We start from the raw sequence: 18,339 nt of genomic DNA, 5'->3' as shown, positions 1-18,339 counted from the left end.
AGTAAAATATCTAAATATCTAAATGGACAGTCTTTCGGATTGCAGTGATTCAAACCGTTTGCCTGGATTGTACGTCTTCACGATCTCCGCAAAACGTTCCGCGTTGGGGTAACTTTTCCAGAAGACTTCCTGTTTCATCCGGGCGTCTTTAGACAGATACAAGCGGCCGCCATACTGCAACACGATCTCATCCAGCTCATCGAGGAAGGCGAAAAGTCCTTTCCGCACCGGGAAATCCAGCGCCAGGGTGTAACCTTCCATGGGAAAAGAGATCAGTGAATCCTGCTGACCAAACACTTTCAGCACAGCGAGGAAAGATCCCCATCCTTTTTCGCTAATACGCCGGAGGATGGCGATCAACCCTTCTTTCTGGTCGAGCGATAGCACAAACTGATATTGTATGAAGCCCGCCTTACCATAACCGCGGTTCCAATGCAGGATAGCATCCAGCGGATAAAAGAACGGTTCATAGGGCACTACGTTGTTGATCTCTTTTTTAAAGTTCTTTCCGTAGTACAACCAGTTGAAAGCCTTTACCGTAAAGGTGTTCAGGATAAAAGAAGGCAGGTTGAATGGTACAGTTAATCGTGGCTTGGATGGCAGTTGCAGCGGGGCTTGTCCTTGTTTGGCATTCAGCTCTGCTTTGGTAGCATGTTCTCCCACGATCAGGATGCTGCGGCCAAAGGAGTCTCCTTTTTGCAGGCAGTCGATCCATGCCATGGAATAGGTGTAGTGTTTATACTCGTCAAACAGCCGTATTACCTCTTCGAGGTTACGGGCTTTGATCTGCTTTTGTTTGATGTAGGCCGTCTCTATTTTTTTCAACCCGAACTTTACGCGGGTGATCACCCCGGTGAGCCCCATCCCTCCACAGGTGGCCCAGTACAGATCGGTATGTTGGGCAGGAGAACAGGTGACGGTAGTGCCGTCGCCGATGATCACGTCCATTTCGGTAATATGCCCGGAGAATGCACCTTCCCTGTGATGGTTTTTCCCATGCACATCGGAGGCTACCGCGCCGCCTACCGTAATGAACTTGGTCCCCGGCGTTACCGGCAGGAACCATCCTTTGGGAACGATGATGTCCAGTATCTGGTCGAGTGTAACACCGGCCTGGGTTTCCAATACGCCTGCGGCGGTGTCGAAAGAGAGGATCTTGTCGTATTTAAGCATCGACAGACTGTGCTTTCCGAGGGAAGCATCTCCATAACAACGGCCATTGCCGCGGGCAATAAACCCATGATTAGCCGCTACGAACGACCGTAGTTGCGCTTCCTGCGTATACGCACTTTCTTCAGATGTAATAGCGGGGTAATTACCCCAGTTAGCTAACCGCTTTTGCATTATTCAAAAAAAACTTTATTAGTGGGCCAATAAATCAGCACATAAAAACTCAGCACCCACAGGAGTATGGTTAATTGAATAAAACGGTCTTTATATAGGATCTTGGTGGGAGAACCAGTGTTGTTCTCCACGTAGGTTATTTGCAAATATCGTAATAATCCGCCAATTACAAAAAGCGTTGTATAATAAAGGCGATAAGTATGGAACCGCACCTGTGTTTCAGGCGCCATGGTATACATCAGGTAACAGACGATGATCACTGCGGAAACCAGCGACAGCATTACATTGAGGAAGTCGGGATTATAGCCCTTGGCGGCCTTGCGCATTTCCTGTCCCGAGTGGAGCCGGATCAGTACATCATCGCGGCGTTTGGCGATCGCCATGAACAGTGCCAACAGGAAAATCATCACCATCAGCCATTCAGAGATGGCAATACCACCGGCGATACCACCGGCTTTCACCCTCAACACAAAACCGATGGCCAGAATGATGATGTCCAGAATGGAGATATGTTTCAGTCCAAAACTGTAAAACAGGTTCATCACAAAATAAATACCCACTACAAAGGCGAACTTGGGGCTGACCAGCCAGGCCAAACCACCACCAATAGCGATACACAGCAGAAACAAGGCCAGTCCCACAGGCCTGGATATCTCTCCGGAAGCCAGCGGCCGCTTACATTTCACAGGATGTTTCCGGTCAGCTTCAATATCCTGATAGTCATTGATGATGTAAATACTGCTGGCCGTGATACTAAAAGCGATAAAAGCCAGCAAGAGGTCCAGTACTTTGGCGACATTAAAGATTTCTCCGGCGAAAAACAGCGGGATAAACAAGAAGGCATTCTTTGCCCAGTGAGCAGGCCGGAGTAATTTGATGTACTTCATGATGGGGATCAGGGTAAAGTTGACGCGCCAAATTACAATTTTATTCCTTTTCCCGTCCTTCCCTGAGGGATAAAAAAAAATGTCCCACCATGACGGTGAGACATTTTTCTATTGTAACAGATTGATTGTACGGTGTTGATTAGGCCGCTTTTTTCATACGGGCCTGCGTTACCATGGCAGGTTTCAGTTTAATGATACCTATTACGTTCAGCACTTTCATCACCTGATAGCTGGGATCCAGCTCATACCATTTTTTGGCGAAGTTAGGGCTGTCTTTGAATTTGTGGTGATTGTTCTGGAACAGTTCGCCCAGCAGGATGATACCCCAGGGAGAAGTGTTTTTGGATTTGTCACCATTGTCAAAGTTGCTGTAACCATACTTATGACCACACCAGTTAACGATAGCACCTTGTACAGGGCCCATCAGGAAGTGGATCGGCAGCAACAGGTACAGATACCACATGCCAGCCGGAACAAACGCTACGTAGAAAGCTACGTAGATAGCCATCCAGGCGAAGCGGGTGATGTTGCTGTCACCAAATTTATCCATTGCTTCCCATTCCGGAAGTGGTTCTTCTAAAAATTTAGAGTCCACGGTGCTGGTGCGGGTCACAAAGCCATTGTAGATCTTACGGGTCTGCACCATCATCGTCCACACGTCCTTAAAGAAATGCGGAGAATGCGGATCGTGTTCAGTATCGCTGAATTCGTGGTGCATCCGGTGCATCACCCCATAAGCGCGCGGGATGAGGTAGGAAGACCCCTGGAAAAACCAGGTACAGAAATAAAAGAAACGTTCCCAGAATTTATTGGTGGTATACATCTGATGAGATGCATAACGGTGCAGATAAAACGTGTGGAAGAACAGTGACAAGAACCAGTGCACACAGAAGAATATCAGGATCGCCGTCATTAGAATACTTTAAAATTTGACAAATAATCACCAAAGGTATGCTTAAATACCGGGCTTTCACGCGATTTTACAAATTCCGATAGCTAATGAAATGTTAAAAAACTATTTCTTGCGAACGAACCTGAGTTCCAACAGGTTCATTCCATTATTATATAAACCGGACACATGGGGCTGCACCAGCCGCACCACCTGATCGTAAAAGAGCGGCACCACCGGCGCATCAGCAATGATCTGGCGGTCCATTTGCTGATAGAGCGCGTAACGGAGGCTGTCGTTGTTTTCCTCCAATGCCTGTTCATATAATTTGTCGAAGGCCGCGTTCGCATAACGCGTATAATTGGGTGGCGCAGGGTTACGGCTGTAGAACATGGCCAGATAACTCTCTGCATCCGGGTAGTCTGCAATCCAGCTGCCGCGGAAAAAGAGGGCCTGTGATTTGGCGGTCTGCTCCAGCAGCAGGCTTTTCTGTATCACTTCTACCTGTATCCTGATGCCGATTTCCTGCAACTGGTTGGCTACATAGTCAGCCATGTCTGCATAGATGGGAATAGACAGCAGCTTAATAACAGGCAACCCCTTCCCTCCGGGAAACCCGGCTTCAGCGAGCAACTGCCGGGCCTTGCCCGGGTCATAGCTGTATCCCTTCACTTTAGCCGTATCAAAAGACGGAAGCCCGGCCGGCACAAATCCGGATGATGCAGGTGTTCCCTTTCCGTTGCGCAGGTAGGTGATCATTTTCGTACGGTCAAAACCGTAGTTGATCGCTTGTCGTATTTTCCTGATCCGGGTAGGTGCATTTTTCACCAGCGCATTGTTGCTGTCTACCAGAAAACCCAGGTACTCTGTATTGAGGAAAGGCTTTTTATCGAGCACCATTTTATCTCTCCACTCCTCCTTCAGCTTCCCTTGTTTGCTGAGAATCTCATCTTTAAAGGAAGCATCGATATCATTAATAAAGTCCAGCTGTCCCTGGCGAAACAACAGAAACTCAGATGCTTTGCTATCAAGGAAACTGATTTGGACTGCATCGAGGTAAGGCAATGGCTTCCCATGAGCATCGCGCTCAAAGTAGTTCGGGTTGCGGTGAAAGACCAGCCCCTGTCCTTCGTCCCAGAAGAAAAATTTAAACGGACCTGTTCCGCAGGGATGGCTCCGGAAGTCTTTGCCGTATTTCTCCACCGCTTCATGTGGTACTATTGAGCAATACTGCATGCTCAGAATACCCAGAATGGGATGGAAAGGTCTTACCAACGTCAGCTGAAAGGTGGAGTCATTGAGTGCTTTAAAACCGCTGTCGGCTACCACGCGGCCGTTGAATATCCAGGCTCCCGGAGAGGCGGTGGCCGGGTCTACAATACGCTGCAGGCTGTAGACCACGTCCTGCGCGGTCATACGCCGTCCTTTTCCACCGGGGAAAATATCATTGTCATGAAAATATACATCCGTGCGCAGGTCGAAGGTATAGGTGCGGTGGTCGTTGGACACCTGCCACTGTTTGGCCAGGGAGGGGCCAATGGTCAGATTGGTGTCCGGCGCCACCAGTGTGTTATACAACTGGCTTACCGCCCAGATGACCGCCTGGCTTTTGGCAAAGGCCGGGTCCAGGCTGCTGATCCCTTCTGTCTGATTATACCGGAATACCTGCTGATCGTGGTTCTCCGTACCGCCACAGGAACTCAGCAACAAACTGCACAATCCCCCCAGGCAAAGAACGGATATAACCACCTGACAATAACTACTTTTCATTTGCCGGTAAATTAATATCTTTCCGTATAAAATATATCATTAATTATGCGTGGCATCACCATGTTTTGTATGGCCCTGCTGACAGCCGGTACGGTCAGCGCCCAGCAACACTTCACCAAAGCAGATACGCTACGGGGTTCCATTACCAGGGAAAGGTCCTGGTGGGACGTTACCTCCTATGACCTCCATGTACAGGTACACCTGGAAGACAGCACCTTCAGCGGATTTAACACCATCACCTATAAAGTATTGAAACCCGACTCCGTAATGCAGATAGATCTGCAGGAGCCTATGGTCATCGACAGCATATTACAGGATAAACAATCGCTGTCTTTTACCCGCGATGGCAATGCGTGGTTTGTAAAAATAAAAGCTCCTCAGGCAAAAGATAAAACCAAACGCATCACCGTATTTTATAACGGCAAGCCTCACAAAGCAAAAAACGCCCCCTGGGACGGCGGCGTGGTATGGGCCCGTGATGAACAGCAACGTCCATGGGTAGCTACTGCCGTACAAGGCTTTGGCGCCAGCGCATGGTGGCCCAACAAAGATCATCAAAGCGATGAACCGGAAAACATGACGATTAACGTAACCGTGCCTGCTGAAATGACCGATGTGTCCAACGGACGGTTAAAGAAAAAGACAGACAACCCTGACGGCACCGCTACCTATACCTGGTATGTCAGCAATCCGATCAACAACTATGATGTGGCCATTAATGTGGGCCACTATGCCGAAATAAAAGACAGCTATTCCGGAGAAGGTGGTAAGCTGGACTTAAGTTATTGGGTGCTGGATTATAATGTTGACAAGGCCACCGAACATTTCAAAGTAGTAAAGCCTATGCTCAAATGTTTTGAGTACTGGTTTGGCAAATATCCGTTCTATAAAGATTCCTACAAACTGGTGGAATCTCCCTACCTTGGAATGGAACACCAGAGCGCCGTGGCATACGGTAATAAATTCCAGATGGGTTATAAGGGCCGGGACCTTTCCGGTACCGGCTGGGGCCTCAAGTGGGACTTCCTCGTTATCCATGAAAGTGGCCACGAATGGTTTGGTAACAGCATCACCAGCAAAGACATTGCTGACATGTGGATCCATGAATCATTCACCAATTATTCTGAGACACTGTTCACCCAATGCCAGTACGGACTGAAGGCTGGGGAAGAGTATGTGGCAGGCATCCGTCATAATATCAAAAATGATGTTCCCATCATCGGGCCTTATGGCGTAAATACAGAAGGCAGCGGCGATATGTACTACAAGGGCGCCAACATGATCAACAATATCCGGCTGATCATGAACAACGATGAGGCTTTCCGCCAGATGCTGAGAGGCATGAACAAAACCTTCTATCATCAGACGGTGACTACACAGGACATAGAACGGTATATGAGCAATGCTGCCGGGATAGACCTTAGCCGTGTGTTCGACCAGTATCTGCGGGACACTATTATTCCGACGCTGGAGTATCGTATCATTGGCCAGCAGGTACAATACCGCTGGACCAACTGCATAAAAGATTTTAATATGCCCGTGCGCGTGAAGCTGAATGAAAACGGGTTTAAACTGATCTATCCTGCTACCACCTGGCGTACCGCCAGTATCAGTCTCCCTGACCCGAATAAGTTTGAGGTCGACAAAGGCTTTTACATCAACATTAAAAGAAAAGACGCTACTGATAACAAGTAAAACAGATGGTCTTCATCAACATAAAAAGCGGGTAGCATACTGTGCTACCCGCTTTTATTTTATAGTTTGATGTACACATTATTTCTTCAGCAACTTAAATGCATGCCCGCTGCTGTTATTCAGATAACCATAGGCAGTCCACAAAACGGCCAGTGGTTCTATGCTGCGGCTCATTTCTATGCTGCCCATATCCGCAACATCGTTCCAGCCGAACTCATTGAGCAGGTCAACGACTGTTTGTTTGGCTTCGGGGTTATTGCCGGCGATAAACATGGTGGGGGAACCTTCCTCAAAATTCGGGGAGAGCATATGTTTGTATCCAATGCAACTGAGGGCTTTGACGACTTTGGCATCGGGGGGTAGCCAGGCCTGGATCTGTTCACCGGCGGAGTTGGTGTGTCCGATAAGCAGGTTAAGTCGTCCTTTTTCATCTGGTCCTTTATCATCAACGGGGTTAGTGACATCCACCACTGTTTTCCCTTTGAAGTTCCAGATACCGGCGGCTTCTATGGCTTTTTTAGTACCTACCCAGCTGGTGCAGATGATGATCAGCTCTCCGAACTCGGATGCCTGGCGGAAGGTGCCGGCGGCAGCTTGTTGCCCTTGTTGTTTAATCCATTGCTGCAACCCCTCCCTGGCCGGGTTACGGGTACCAATCGTAATATGGTGGCCAGTTTGAATAAGGCCTTTGCCAAGCGTCAGTCCAACAGGACCACTACCGAGGATACCGATTCTCATGACCGCGGGAGCATTTGTTGAACTATGAATTTAGCTATTTTTTTATTTAGCTATTTGATTATTTAAAATGCAGCGAAGGTACTGTGTGCGCTTCGCTGCATTTTAAATAACCAAATAAAAAAATAACTAAATGCCTAAATCTCTGATGTAGGTCAGGAATTTCTGCATCCCCTGGCGCTTGGCCGGGGTGATGGGATAACTCAGGTTGTGCACATAGTAGGTAGTAAGGTCGTACAGATCGTACGGATTTTCCGCTACCACGGCCGGTATATTTTTAATCCCGATGCTGGTGGCATCGTTGAACTGACGGATAAATGCTTCAGGCAGTTGTTTGTTGCTGATCCAGGCCGCGAAGAGGAAAGGCAGGCTGGTAAAGCGCATCCAGTGTTCCGCGAGGTCAAAAATGAAGGGGGACACTTTTCGTTGTGCCAGGGCACGGTCGCCAATTACCAGACCCGCATCGGTCCCTTTGATTTTATCTTCATAGTCACCAGTGGTAGGTACCAGCTCCACATCCAGCTTCCAGTGTTCTTTTACCAGTATTTTAAGCAGGGCCACGGAGGTACGGCTCTGGTAGTCCAGATAGATCCGCTTCATCTCGTTCAGGGGGACATCACTGTACAGGCATACAGAGGCCACCGGGCCTTCTGCACCAATACCGTAGTCCGCTATAATATGATGTTCTTTCAGTTTTGGGATAATAGCCACCGGCACCAGGGCCACATCTACCTCTCCATCTATCAGCTGCTGGGCGATTTTAGCAGGATAATCCACTGACAATTCCATCTGTTCCATTACCGGATGATTCCTGAATCCGTATAACAAAGGCTTCGTATTCAAATAACTTACAGCCGCAACTTTTACTTTCCGTTCCAATTTCAGTAATTTTGAAGCTGCAAAAGTAACTAAATCCCGGATACCAAGTTCCAAATCCTGAATTCCCCCTGAAAACAGGAGGTAAAAAAGAACTTGTTTTTCCGGCAGGCTTTTTTGTAAAAACTGGAATACATATATATTATGCAACTACAACCATTAACTGCCATTTCCCCGCTGGATGGGCGCTATCGCAGGCAATTAGACGAGCTTGCGGGCTATTTTTCCGAATTTGCGTTGATCCGTTACCGTGTGATGGTAGAGGTGGAATATTTTATTGCGCTGGCTGAACAGAAGCTGTTTACCCTGCCTAAGGCCAAGGTCCCTGCCTTGCGCAAAATCTACCAGGAGTTCACTATCGAGAACGCACAGCTGATCAAAGACACCGAAAAAATCACCAACCACGACGTGAAAGCAGTGGAGTACTTCCTGAAGAATGAGCTGAAAAACCTCGGTCTGGAAGACAAACTGGAATGGGTACACTTTGGCCTGACCTCTCAGGACGTGAATAATACCGCTACGCCCCTGTTGTGGAAAGATGCGGTAGAACATGTGTACATGCCTACCCTGGCCAATATGATCCTGGCCCTCAGAAAGCTGGGTGAATCCTGGATGAAAGTGCCGATGCTGGCCCGTACGCACGGTCAACCGGCCTCTCCGACCATCCTCGGCAAGGAAATACTGGTGTTTGTAGAACGCCTCGAAGGACAGATCAAACTGCTGGGTGAAATTCCGTTCGCCGCCAAGTTTGGTGGCGCTACCGGTAACTTCAACGCCCACAACGTAGCTTTCCCTAAAATCAACTGGGAGAAATTCGGGGAGAAATTTGTGAACAATACCCTCGGCCTGCAAAGGATGAAGTATACCACCCAGATTGAACACTATGATAATATCGCCGCTCAGTTTGATGCCCTCAAACGAGTGAACAATATCCTGATCGACTTCTGCCGTGACGTATGGACGTACATCTCCATGGACTACTTCAAACAAAAAATCAAAAAGAATGAAGTAGGTTCTTCCGCGATGCCGCATAAAGTAAACCCGATCGACTTTGAAAATGCAGAAGGTAACCTGGGTATTGCTAACGCCATATTTGAGCACCTGAGCGCCAAACTGCCTATTTCCCGCTTACAGCGCGACCTGACCGACTCTACTGTGCTCCGTAATGTAGGCGTGCCTTTCGGTCACACCCTGCTGGCCACTAAGTCTATTCAGAAAGGTCTGGATAAACTGATCCTCAACGAGGCTAAGCTGAAAGAAGATCTGGAAAACAACTGGGCAGTAGTAGCAGAAGCTATTCAGACGGTGTTACGCCGTGAAAACTATCCGCAACCCTATGAGGCGCTGAAAGAGCTGACCCGTGGCGGAGAGCATATCACCCAGAAGAGCATGCATAAATTCATTGATGGTCTGAAAATCAGTGCCACACTGAAAAAGGAACTGAAAGCCATTACGCCGCATAACTATACCGGCCTGTGGTAAAAATGATTTAGGGATTTTCTGATTTACGATTTTTTGATTGCGGGGTAATCAAACTCCCAAAATTCAAAAATCGTAAATCAAAAAATCCCTAAATACAATATGACTCTCGAAAGCATGAAGACAGCTTTACTGTCTTATTTCGATATTTTTCTCTGCGACCCTTCCGGCCACGGTTACACGGGCAATATATTCTCCGGCTGATAATCCGGTCAAACATACCAGTTGCCCCGCTGATATGCTGTTTGGCGCAATAGGAATCATGCGCACAGGTGAGTGATGATTGTCTAATATCGTTAATACAGGGCTCTCCTCCGCCCCCACTATTTCCATCTGCACAAAGAGGCGGCCACTATACTGTTGCTCCTGAATGATCCTGCATGGTAAACTGTTGCTGTTGATCGCTACCGCTCCCATTGTCTGTTGAATAAATACCATCAAGCTCCATAAGTTCATAATAATAGATTTATATGATGAACAATACCATTCAAGGTGTTGTACGGAGTTTTTCCAGGGAGATGATTATGATAGCTAACCCGGTTTTAAACGGGTTTGTGATAACTCACAGGGGTCATTTTTTTTGCACGGCAAAGATATAAAATATCTTTTATTAAACATAGATTATAAGTGTTTATTTTGTTAAGTATTGGTTAACGCAATACGTTGCTAAAACAAGTCCAATAAGCATACCACCCTATATCCTGCTTATAGTGAACACCTTATTTTTATGCAATCGATATAAGCCCCGGCGTGCCACTGCAGCCTCATGACATCAGAACACATCCCGCAGATGCAGCAGCTCGTGACTTTCAGCGATAAACGTAATAGCAATGATATCAAACCGGACAGCTTCCGGACAGAGATGGAAACACTCCAGGTAAGCGGCTGCCGCTACCTGTATATGTTCCTGCTTCTTATGATCGACAGCTTCCTCAGGCCAGCCAAAGCGGCTACCATTGCGGGCTTTGACTTCGATAAAATAAATCGTGCCTTCATTTTCGGCCACGATATCAATTTCCTTTCTGCCGTATTTCCAATTGGTATGGCGAATCACACAAAAGCGACGTACATATTCCTGCGCGATCCTTTCGCCCTCACGGCCCGTATCCTGTCGGTTCATCCGGGAAATAGTTTAACAAACAATGGTCGCTAAGATACGTTTTTCCGGCTTCAGCCGCTTGCTTTTCAACTATTTAGCAACGGGAGGCTTAAAAATCTGAATAATTTGACAGTAATTTGCAGTGAGTTATCACTGCACGCTGATCCGGCATTGCCGCGACAGAGCGGCCTGAGAACAAACCATAAAACCATAAACCCGTAAATCGTTTTTATGAAATTATTCAGACTGGATGGAAAGATTCAGCATTATGCCTGGGGCGGATCTACGTACATCCCCTCTTTGCTGGGAATAGCCCCATCAGAAAAACCCAGTGCAGAATACTGGATGGGCGCGCATCCAAGCGCTCCGTCCACCATTACCACCAGCAATGGTCCGGTACCTATGAATGAACTGATACAGCAAGACCCGGCAGATATCGTAGGACCACAGGTATGGCAACAGTTTCAGGAACTGCCTTATCTCTTTAAAATACTGGATGTAAAAGACATGCTGTCTATACAGGTGCATCCTACCAAGGAAGAAGCAGAAAAAGGATTTGCCCGTGAAAACGCCGCCGGCATACCACTCAGCGCACCTAACCGTAACTATAAAGACGCCAACCATAAACCGGAAATCATGGTGGCCCTCAGCGAATTCTGGCTGCTGCACGGCTTCCTTCCGGAAGACAAACTGCGCCAAATCCTGCGGGACACCGCTGAGTTTACCTCACTGGTAAGCATATACGAAAATGAAGGTTATTTCGGTCTGTATAAAAGCGTGATGGAAATGCCACAGGCACTGGTCAACATTATCCTGCGCCCGCTGACCGATCGCCTCATACCCGACTACAAAGCCGGTAACCTGTCTAAATCAGACCCTGCATTCTGGGCGGCACGCGCGGTGCTCAATGATCCGAATGGCGCCGACAATCTCGACAGAGGTATCTTCTCTATCTACTTCTTCAACATTGTACACGTAACACCCGGACAAGCCGTATTTCAGGACGCGGGCATCCCACACGCTTACCTGGAAGGCCAGAACGTAGAGCTGATGGCCAATTCAGATAATGTGCTGCGCGGTGGCCTCACGCCTAAACACATCGATGTACCGGAACTGCTGAAGCACACCCGCTTTGAAGCGGTACATCCGAACGTGCTTTCCGGCGACAGTATCTCAGGCGGACTGGAAAAAATTTATCCGACGCCTGCACCTGATTTTGTGGTAAGCAAAATCAATCTCGGCGCCGGACAGGTATATACCTATACCGCGAAAGCCGCCGAAATCATGATCGTCATGAATGGTACCGCCACTATTAAAGGTTCCGATACCCTGGCCCTTCATAAAGGTCAATGCGTAATGGCGGCCTACGGCGAAACCTATGAAATCACCACTGCCGACAACGTGGAGATATTCAAGGCTACCGTACCCGTAAAATAAATACCACCTTCTTTGTAAAAGAAAAAGCAGTGTAGGATGCTACACTGCTTTTCTTTTTATGGTAACCAGTCAGAAATTACATGATAATCACGGTCTTACCTATGGCTCTCCCCTCACGGCTGGCAGCGATAGCGGCCGGCACATCTTCAAGTCTGATCTTGTTTTCCACCGGTACTTTGATCTGTCCCTGATCTATCAGGCGGGAGAGCTGGTCCAACGCTGCCGGACCTCCTTCTGTTTCAAAGTTGCCACCATGCAGTTTCTTCGCTTTCAGTACTTCTTCATCGGCTACGAACTGTGTGGTAAGGGCGCCTCCGCCTTCTTTTACCAGGTCAAGGTTCTCTTCAAATTTTTCTTTATTGCCCACCAGATCGAGTAAGCCATCGATACCCTGCGGGAACTTTGATTTCACCTGATCTGTCAGGGGCGCTTTTTTATAGTTGAGGGTCACTGCCGCCCCCAGCTGATGCATGCGTTTAGCTTCTTCATCATTACCCACCGTGGCGATTACCTTCAGACCTTTGGCTGCGGCAATCTGTGTGGCAAAGGACCCTACGCCACCGGTAGCGCCATTGATCAGTATCACATCTCCTTTCTGCAACCTGAGTTTATCTACCATCTGCAGGGCTGTCATGCCTGAAGTAGGCACTGCGGCTGCTTCTTCCGGTTGTATCCTCATAGGCGCCATGGTGAGCCCTGATTTCTCGGGAACAATGGCATATTCAGCATAAGAGCCTTCACCGATGGGCATATGAATGAACTGTCCATATACCAGGTCTCCTTTTTTAAAGCGTGTCACCCCTTCTCCTACCTCGGCTATCACGCCGGCGCCGTCTACTCCCATGATCAGCGGGAACTGATGCGGTGTTTTTCCATTATTCATAATCCCGTCTGTCATTTTCCAGTCGAACGGGTTCATACCGGCAGCCTGTACTTTAATGAGTACAGTACCGGGCCTGACGGAGGGTATGGGCAAATCCATCAAAGTCGGGATACCTTTAAATTCAGATACGGCTATGGCTTTCATATGCTTCTTTGTTTAATGTAATAGTAACACATTACAACCGGGGGTCTACCGGTTCGCTTTCGAGCGCTAAGATACCGAAAACGCACTGATGCACCATTTGCAGTGGCTCTTTACCGACAAATCTTTCCAGTCCTTCCAGTCCCAGCGCAAACTCCCGCAAAGCCAGTGAGCGTTTGGCTCCCAGCCCTCTGGAACGCAGTCGCGCCAGGTTCTCCGGCGCATCATATTCCGGCCCATAAATAATACGAAGATAATTTTTGCCCCGTACTTTAACTGCCGGCTGTATGATTCCCCTCGTGTCTGTGGTCAGGAAAGTATATGGTTTCATCACCATCCCTTCGCCTCCCGCAGCGGTGAGCTTTTCCCACCATTGTACAGCTGCCTGTTCACTCTCCGGATCTCCGATGTTCACTATCTGATACGCAGTGGCCATCAGCAGCTCCGTGTCCGCCTCACAGATTTTGCGGATGTTGGTCATATGCCATTCATGGTCTTTGTCGAAATACGTTTTGCCTTCGGTGGCCATGATATGAAAAGGCGCCAGTTTATAATCTTCCAGTTTATAGACCGGCCAGCAATACTGACGATATGCAGCCACATAATCCGTTACCTGTTGCTGACGGCGCTGGTACTTCTCCAATAACAGCTGAGCGGGTACATTGTTGCGGACCGCCTGTTCCAGTGCGGCTGTCACCGCCGGCAGCGCCTGACTGGCAGCAGTGCCTACTGCGGCATACTGTTGCTGCAGCAATGCCTGCGCTTTGGCGCTCCAGGGCATCAGCTCACTGTCCAGGCATACCCAGTCTGTCTGGAAATCGTTATAGAAACCGGACGTTTCCAGCGCCGCATTGATACGGGCAAGAAACGCCTGCTCCAGCGCTTTGTCTGCAAAGAAGCTACGGCCGGTACGGGTATATACCACGCCGATACCTTCTCCGTCTACCCCAAAACGATCGCGGGCTACTGCTTCATTACGGCACACCACGACCACTGCGCGGGAGCCCATGTGTTTTTCTTCACATACCACTTTCCCGATACCCATCTCCCGGAAATATTGCAACCCTCCTTCCGGGTGCTCCAGCAGGCCGGGCAAGGTAGATGTTTCTACCGGCGACATGGTCGGCGGCAGGTAGATCATCCATTTAGGATTGATAGCAAAACGGCTCATCACCTCCAGGGCTGCGATGCTGTTTTCTTCCCGGATAGTGATATTGCGGCTATAACGCGTGTCTACAATTTTTTTGCCAATGAAGTCCGCAATGTCCAGCACGCCATCATATTGTTGTTGCACGCTCAAACTGCTGTCGGCGTTGTAACCAATAGGCCGCGCAGGCACAGCGTACTGCTGCAATGCCGGAACGGACACCAGTTCCTTTTCAGGATAACGCAATGCGGTAAGGCTGCCACCGAAAACGCAGCCGGTATCGATATCTATTGTACGGTTCAGCCATTGTGCCTGTGGCACCGGCGTATGCCCGTACACCACCATGGCCTTGCCTTTGTATTCCAACGCCCAGTTGTAGCGGACCGGCAAACCGAATTCGTCGATTTCTCCGGTCGTTTCGCCATACATACAGAATTCCCTCACTGCACCGGAACCACGGCCCTGCATGCTTTCCTTCAAACCGGCATGGGCCACCACCAGCTTGCCATCGTCCAGTACATAGTGACTGATTAGTCCGTCGAGGAATGTTTTCACCGATTCCAGGAACTCCGGTGTCTCATGGCCGAGCTGTTCCACCGTCTTTTCCAGACCGTGTTTCAGCTGCACCTGTTTGCCATTGAGCCATTTGAGCAGCTTGGCATCGTGGTTGCCCGGCACACACAATGCGGAGCCGTTGTTGACCATATTCATCACCAGGCGCAATACCTGTGGAGACGCGGGCCCTCTGTCTACCAGGTCTCCCACAAATACGGGCTTACGCATACGCGTATAGCCATCTTCGTTAGTAGTCTGCGGGGCACTGACCAACTCCGCATGGTCACGGTCTATGCCGTAGCCCAGCTGTTCCAGCAGTGTACACAGTTCATCATAACAACCGTGTACGTCACCGATAATATCAAAAGGTCCGTGTTCGTCTTTCTTATTGTTATACAACGGCGCACGGGTAATAGTCTCCAGCATGGCCACATCTTCTTCGGAGCGTAATTCATATATCTGCCGGAAGCCTTCCTCCTTCAGATGACGCAGGTTGCGTTTCAACTGGCTGATCTGTTGCGGGATGACGTGCCCCCCGAAATTACGGTCCGGGCGGGACTGGTTTCGCTTACGGCATACGTCTTCCGGCAGGTTCAGTACCATCGCTACCGGCAAGGCGTGATACTCCCTGGCCAGCTTTATCCAGTCTTTACGGCTCTCGGATTGTACGTTGGTGGCGTCTATCACTGTCAGCAGTCCATGTTTGAGGCGTTTGGCCGCCATAAAACGGGCCAGCTCAAAAGCATCGGAGGATACCGCCTGATTGTTTTCATCATCACTGATCAACCCACGGCACACGTCCGAAGAGATGATCTCGGTGGATTTAAAATATTTCCGGGCAAAGGTAGACTTGCCGGCGCCTGACGGCCCTACCAGCAGTACCAATGACAATTCCGGAATGGATATATGGGACAGGTTATTTCTTCTTGCCATAAAATTCTTCTCTGATCTTAATTAACAGTTGCTGCGTCAGGGCCGGATCGGGGCGTTCCGGCAGGTTCGACTGCGCATACAACTCCTGTATATTGGTTAATTTTTCCGCTGCCATCTGCAGCAGTGCCTCATAGGTGAATTCTCCATGGCGGATACGCAACAGAAAATCACGATCTTCCCGAAACACCCTCACCTCCCGGTACAACGCTATCTCTTCCGCCATGCTCAGCAGCCGGAAGGTATGCATCATGTGTTTGCTGTCGTAGTCCGCTCCTAACTGCTGGTTATGCTGATACCTCGCTTCGTTGCGATGCTCCACCCATTCCCAGTAGGAGGCAAACTCCTTACAATACACCGTATAGCCGTCCTTGTTAAAATGCATCACCGCCACGGGCTCTACACCTTTGGGAATGGCGCTTAACTGCACATCGTTGGCCTGCGGACCGGAGAACAGCCCCTTCAGGCTTACCGGGCGGGGAAACTGATACCGGTGAAACAAAGCATACGCATCCCGGAAATGATCAATCCTGGAAATGCCACAGTCTTCCTGTTGCAGCTGACGCTCTTCCAGCCACCGTCTCAGCGGTACGCTCTGGCTACCTTGCACCACGTAACAAAATTCGAGGATGTCTTTTCTTGTTTCCGGGAATGACTGGTTAATCTTTTTATTGAGGCCACGCGCCTTTTTGATCTGGGCCTGAGCATATCCGGCAAAAGTGTCCATGCAGAGGCGTGAGAGAAAATCTTCCGGTTTGATCAGGTCCATCAAAGGATGACGGAACAAACAGTTCTCTTCCCGCGTATTCAGCAGCTCGAGAATATTAGGGTTGTTTTTCTCCAGCAGCTCGAGGAAACGTTTTATCTCAAAATATACTTCGTCATTGCTATCATTCGCCACCTGATCGGTAAAGCCCATCCCATACAGCTCCGACTGCGGCACTATAAAAATGCCTTTCAGGTCGGTGTCCGACGTTGGTACGTGCAGGTTATAGGCCTTACTGCCGCTGATACATTCCAGCAGCAGATATTCTCTTTGTTGTTTTAATGTATCGTAGGTCATCATGTGTCAGCAATTGTAAACAGCGCCAGTTGACTGGGAGCGCCTACGGCGTCGTCCCATTCACCCAAAGGCTTAAAGGTAACGGTATAACCGAAGCGCGCGGCCACTTCAGCGGCCCACGCTTCAAATTCCGGCCGGGTCCATTCAAAGCGATGGTCGTTGTGTCGGAAAGTACCGGCAGTAAGGGATTCATATTTAATGTTATACTCCGCGTTGACCGTTGTGATAATCACCAGGCCCGGGCGGGCGTATTCAAATACTACTTTCTCTAACGCTGCAAGCCTTGGCGGGTCCAGGTGCTCAATCACTTCCACCAGTGTGGCAGCGTCAAAACCGGACAGCCGTTTATCTTTATACAGCAGGGAGCCTTGTATCAACTCCAGTCGCTTCCGTTGTTTCTCGGGCATACGGTCCAGTTTGAGTTTTTCCCCGGCTATTTCCAGTGAGCGGTAACTCACGTCCATGCCCAGTATGCGGGTAAAGGCAGATTTCTCTGCCAGCAGCTTCAGTAGCTTTCCTTCGCCACAGCCCAGGTCCGCTACAGACGTTACCTGCTGCTCGAGCAACAGGTCGCGGACCGTTTGCAGTCGCAGATCGTGCAGGCGTATCTTTTCAACCGGTACCGGCGTATCTTCCGTCTCTTCCGGCATTGCCTCATCTTTCATGATCAGGTCCAGCGCCTGGCGGGTGAGCGGACCGAGATGTTTCATATAACGGCGTACAATCAGCTCCTTTGCCGGATGGCTTTCCAGCCAGTCGCGCCCTTTTTCCATCAGTTTTTCGATCTCATGGTTACCGATGAAATAGTGCTTATCGTTGTCACACACCGGTATCAGCACATACAACTGGGATAACAGCATCCATAGCGGGATGTTGTTTTTCAGGGTTACTTCGTAGTAACGGCTTTGTCCCCATTCGGCATATTGGGTATCTAACGGGAAAGACTGTACGTTGACTTCATAGCCGAGTGGCTCAAACAAGCTGCGTAACAGCGGCTCTCCGCCATTCACGGGCAGCACCGATAACGTCACCTCCAGCGGGAAGGCCACATCCACCAGTTCGGGCTTGTCTTTGCACCGGCCATTCATAGCCGACGAATAAGCCTGTGAAATGGCGGCGCTCATAAAGGAAGATGCCACATAGGGCCGGTCGTTGACATACAGCTCCAGCGCAAAGTCATTGCCACCGGGAGATTTACGGGTAAGTCGCACGGGATCGAGGTCCAGCAGCAAAGCCGCTGTACATTTCTCTTCGGTCGCTTCAGGATAAAAAACGTGTACATCACCGGCAGTCAGCGGAAACGTCTGTACCTTAGCCGGATGTTTGTGCAACAGATAACCAAGGTCTGTAGCGGGGTAACGGGTAGTTGTAATCGTTAATAACATAGGTTCACTAAAAACAATCTTCAA

Annotated in this window: 15 protein-coding genes; 3 read left to right on the top strand and 12 right to left on the bottom strand. The window is 49.2% G+C overall.

Annotated elements, in window-relative coordinates; translation table 11 throughout:
• Positions 1–18: 18 nt before the first annotated feature.
• The 4 genes from ICL55_RS06570 to ICL55_RS06555 form a co-directional block, all read right to left on the bottom strand.
• Positions 19–1,344, bottom strand: a complete 1,326-nt coding sequence (locus tag ICL55_RS06570; RefSeq protein ID WP_188095224.1) for an FAD-binding oxidoreductase — start codon at positions 1,342–1,344, stop codon at positions 19–21.
• Positions 1,344–2,231, bottom strand: a complete 888-nt coding sequence (locus ICL55_RS06565) for a decaprenyl-phosphate phosphoribosyltransferase (protein WP_188095223.1) — start codon at positions 2,229–2,231, stop codon at positions 1,344–1,346. The genes ICL55_RS06570 and ICL55_RS06565 overlap by 1 nt, the downstream gene beginning before the upstream one ends.
• A gap of 139 nt (positions 2,232–2,370) precedes the next feature.
• The gene (locus ICL55_RS06560; protein WP_188095222.1) at positions 2,371–3,144 is read right to left on the bottom strand and encodes an acyl-CoA desaturase; all 774 of its coding nucleotides are present in this window, start codon (positions 3,142–3,144) and stop codon (positions 2,371–2,373) included.
• A 102-nt stretch (positions 3,145–3,246) separates the two neighbouring features.
• Complete coding sequence (locus ICL55_RS06555) at positions 3,247–4,890, bottom strand: ABC transporter substrate-binding protein (RefSeq protein WP_188095221.1); 1,644 nt, start codon at positions 4,888–4,890, stop codon at positions 3,247–3,249.
• A 45-nt stretch (positions 4,891–4,935) separates the two neighbouring features.
• Here ICL55_RS06555 and ICL55_RS06550 point away from each other — a divergent pair, with 45 nt between their 5' ends.
• Positions 4,936–6,585 carry a M1 family metallopeptidase gene (locus tag ICL55_RS06550; RefSeq protein ID WP_188095220.1) on the top strand — a complete coding sequence of 550 codons (1,650 nt, stop codon included), beginning with the start codon at positions 4,936–4,938 and terminating at the stop codon, positions 6,583–6,585.
• Between the two features lie 78 nt (positions 6,586–6,663).
• On the opposite strand, the gene ICL55_RS06545 is transcribed toward ICL55_RS06550, so the two are convergent.
• Positions 6,664–7,323 carry an NADPH-dependent F420 reductase gene (locus ICL55_RS06545; protein ID WP_188095219.1) on the bottom strand — a complete coding sequence of 220 codons (660 nt, stop codon included), beginning with the start codon at positions 7,321–7,323 and terminating at the stop codon, positions 6,664–6,666.
• 126 nt (positions 7,324–7,449) lie between these two features.
• A complete protein-coding gene (locus tag ICL55_RS06540; protein WP_188095218.1) occupies positions 7,450–8,199 on the bottom strand; it encodes a menaquinone biosynthetic enzyme MqnA/MqnD family protein in 750 nt (249 codons plus the stop codon).
• A 141-nt stretch (positions 8,200–8,340) separates the two neighbouring features.
• Here ICL55_RS06540 and purB point away from each other — a divergent pair, with 141 nt between their 5' ends.
• A complete protein-coding gene (purB, locus tag ICL55_RS06535) occupies positions 8,341–9,678 on the top strand; it encodes an adenylosuccinate lyase (protein ID WP_188095217.1) in 1,338 nt (445 codons plus the stop codon).
• A gap of 126 nt (positions 9,679–9,804) precedes the next feature.
• On the opposite strand, the gene ICL55_RS06530 is transcribed toward purB, so the two are convergent.
• Both ICL55_RS06530 and ICL55_RS06525 read right to left on the bottom strand, forming a co-directional pair.
• Positions 9,805–10,131 carry a hypothetical protein gene (locus ICL55_RS06530; protein WP_188095216.1) on the bottom strand — a complete coding sequence of 109 codons (327 nt, stop codon included), beginning with the start codon at positions 10,129–10,131 and terminating at the stop codon, positions 9,805–9,807.
• Between the two features lie 316 nt (positions 10,132–10,447).
• A complete protein-coding gene (locus tag ICL55_RS06525) occupies positions 10,448–10,795 on the bottom strand; it encodes a YraN family protein (RefSeq protein WP_188095215.1) in 348 nt (115 codons plus the stop codon).
• Positions 10,796–11,005: 210 nt separating this feature from the next.
• Here ICL55_RS06525 and manA point away from each other — a divergent pair, with 210 nt between their 5' ends.
• A complete protein-coding gene (gene manA / locus ICL55_RS06520) occupies positions 11,006–12,211 on the top strand; it encodes a mannose-6-phosphate isomerase, class I (RefSeq protein ID WP_223151341.1) in 1,206 nt (401 codons plus the stop codon).
• A gap of 76 nt (positions 12,212–12,287) precedes the next feature.
• Here the strand turns inward: manA and ICL55_RS06515 are convergent, their stop codons facing one another.
• From ICL55_RS06515 to ICL55_RS06500, 4 genes are read right to left on the bottom strand one after another with little or no spacing between them, the layout of a single operon-like run.
• On the bottom strand, positions 12,288–13,238 hold the full coding sequence (locus ICL55_RS06515) for an NADP-dependent oxidoreductase (protein ID WP_188095214.1): 951 nt from the start codon (positions 13,236–13,238) through the stop codon (positions 12,288–12,290).
• Positions 13,239–13,269: 31 nt separating this feature from the next.
• The gene (locus ICL55_RS06510; RefSeq protein WP_188095213.1) at positions 13,270–15,870 is read right to left on the bottom strand and encodes a polynucleotide kinase-phosphatase; all 2,601 of its coding nucleotides are present in this window, start codon (positions 15,868–15,870) and stop codon (positions 13,270–13,272) included.
• Positions 15,854–16,933 (bottom strand): DNA polymerase beta superfamily protein, encoded by a 1,080-nt coding sequence (locus ICL55_RS06505; RefSeq protein ID WP_246496159.1) that lies wholly within the window; start codon positions 16,931–16,933, stop codon positions 15,854–15,856. Before ICL55_RS06505 ends, ICL55_RS06510 begins: the two co-directional genes overlap by 17 nt.
• A complete protein-coding gene (locus tag ICL55_RS06500) occupies positions 16,930–18,315 on the bottom strand; it encodes a 3' terminal RNA ribose 2'-O-methyltransferase Hen1 (protein ID WP_188095212.1) in 1,386 nt (461 codons plus the stop codon). The genes ICL55_RS06505 and ICL55_RS06500 overlap by 4 nt, the downstream gene beginning before the upstream one ends.
• Between the last annotated feature and the right edge of the window lie 24 nt (positions 18,316–18,339).

It is taken from the genome of Chitinophaga varians, from assembly GCF_014529945.1.
Classification (GTDB): domain Bacteria; phylum Bacteroidota; class Bacteroidia; order Chitinophagales; family Chitinophagaceae; genus Chitinophaga; species Chitinophaga varians.
The sequence above is the reverse complement of the archived record's forward strand: the minus strand, read 5'-3'. Positions and strand labels throughout refer to the sequence as shown.

Bases quoted from the DNA above. Each gene is read 5' to 3' on its own strand.
- ICL55_RS06570 (WP_188095224.1), bottom strand. From the start codon at position 1,344: ATGCAAAAGCGGTTAGCTAACTGGGGTAATTACCCCGCTATTACATCT.
- ICL55_RS06565 (WP_188095223.1), bottom strand. From the start codon at position 2,231: ATGAAGTACATCAAATTACTCCGGCCTGCTCACTGGGCAAAGAATGCC.
- ICL55_RS06560 (WP_188095222.1), bottom strand. From the start codon at position 3,144: ATGACGGCGATCCTGATATTCTTCTGTGTGCACTGGTTCTTGTCACTG.
- ICL55_RS06555 (WP_188095221.1), bottom strand. From the start codon at position 4,890: ATGAAAAGTAGTTATTGTCAGGTGGTTATATCCGTTCTTTGCCTGGGG.
- ICL55_RS06550 (WP_188095220.1), top strand. From the start codon at position 4,936: ATGCGTGGCATCACCATGTTTTGTATGGCCCTGCTGACAGCCGGTACG.
- ICL55_RS06545 (WP_188095219.1), bottom strand. From the start codon at position 7,323: ATGAGAATCGGTATCCTCGGTAGTGGTCCTGTTGGACTGACGCTTGGC.
- purB (WP_188095217.1), top strand. From the start codon at position 8,341: ATGCAACTACAACCATTAACTGCCATTTCCCCGCTGGATGGGCGCTAT.
- ICL55_RS06530 (WP_188095216.1), bottom strand. From the start codon at position 10,131: ATGAACTTATGGAGCTTGATGGTATTTATTCAACAGACAATGGGAGCG.
- ICL55_RS06525 (WP_188095215.1), bottom strand. From the start codon at position 10,795: ATGAACCGACAGGATACGGGCCGTGAGGGCGAAAGGATCGCGCAGGAA.
- manA (WP_223151341.1), top strand. From the start codon at position 11,006: ATGAAATTATTCAGACTGGATGGAAAGATTCAGCATTATGCCTGGGGC.
- ICL55_RS06515 (WP_188095214.1), bottom strand. From the start codon at position 13,238: ATGAAAGCCATAGCCGTATCTGAATTTAAAGGTATCCCGACTTTGATG.
- ICL55_RS06510 (WP_188095213.1), bottom strand. From the start codon at position 15,870: ATGGCAAGAAGAAATAACCTGTCCCATATATCCATTCCGGAATTGTCA.
- ICL55_RS06505 (WP_246496159.1), bottom strand. From the start codon at position 16,933: ATGATGACCTACGATACATTAAAACAACAAAGAGAATATCTGCTGCTG.
- ICL55_RS06500 (WP_188095212.1), bottom strand. From the start codon at position 18,315: ATGTTATTAACGATTACAACTACCCGTTACCCCGCTACAGACCTTGGT.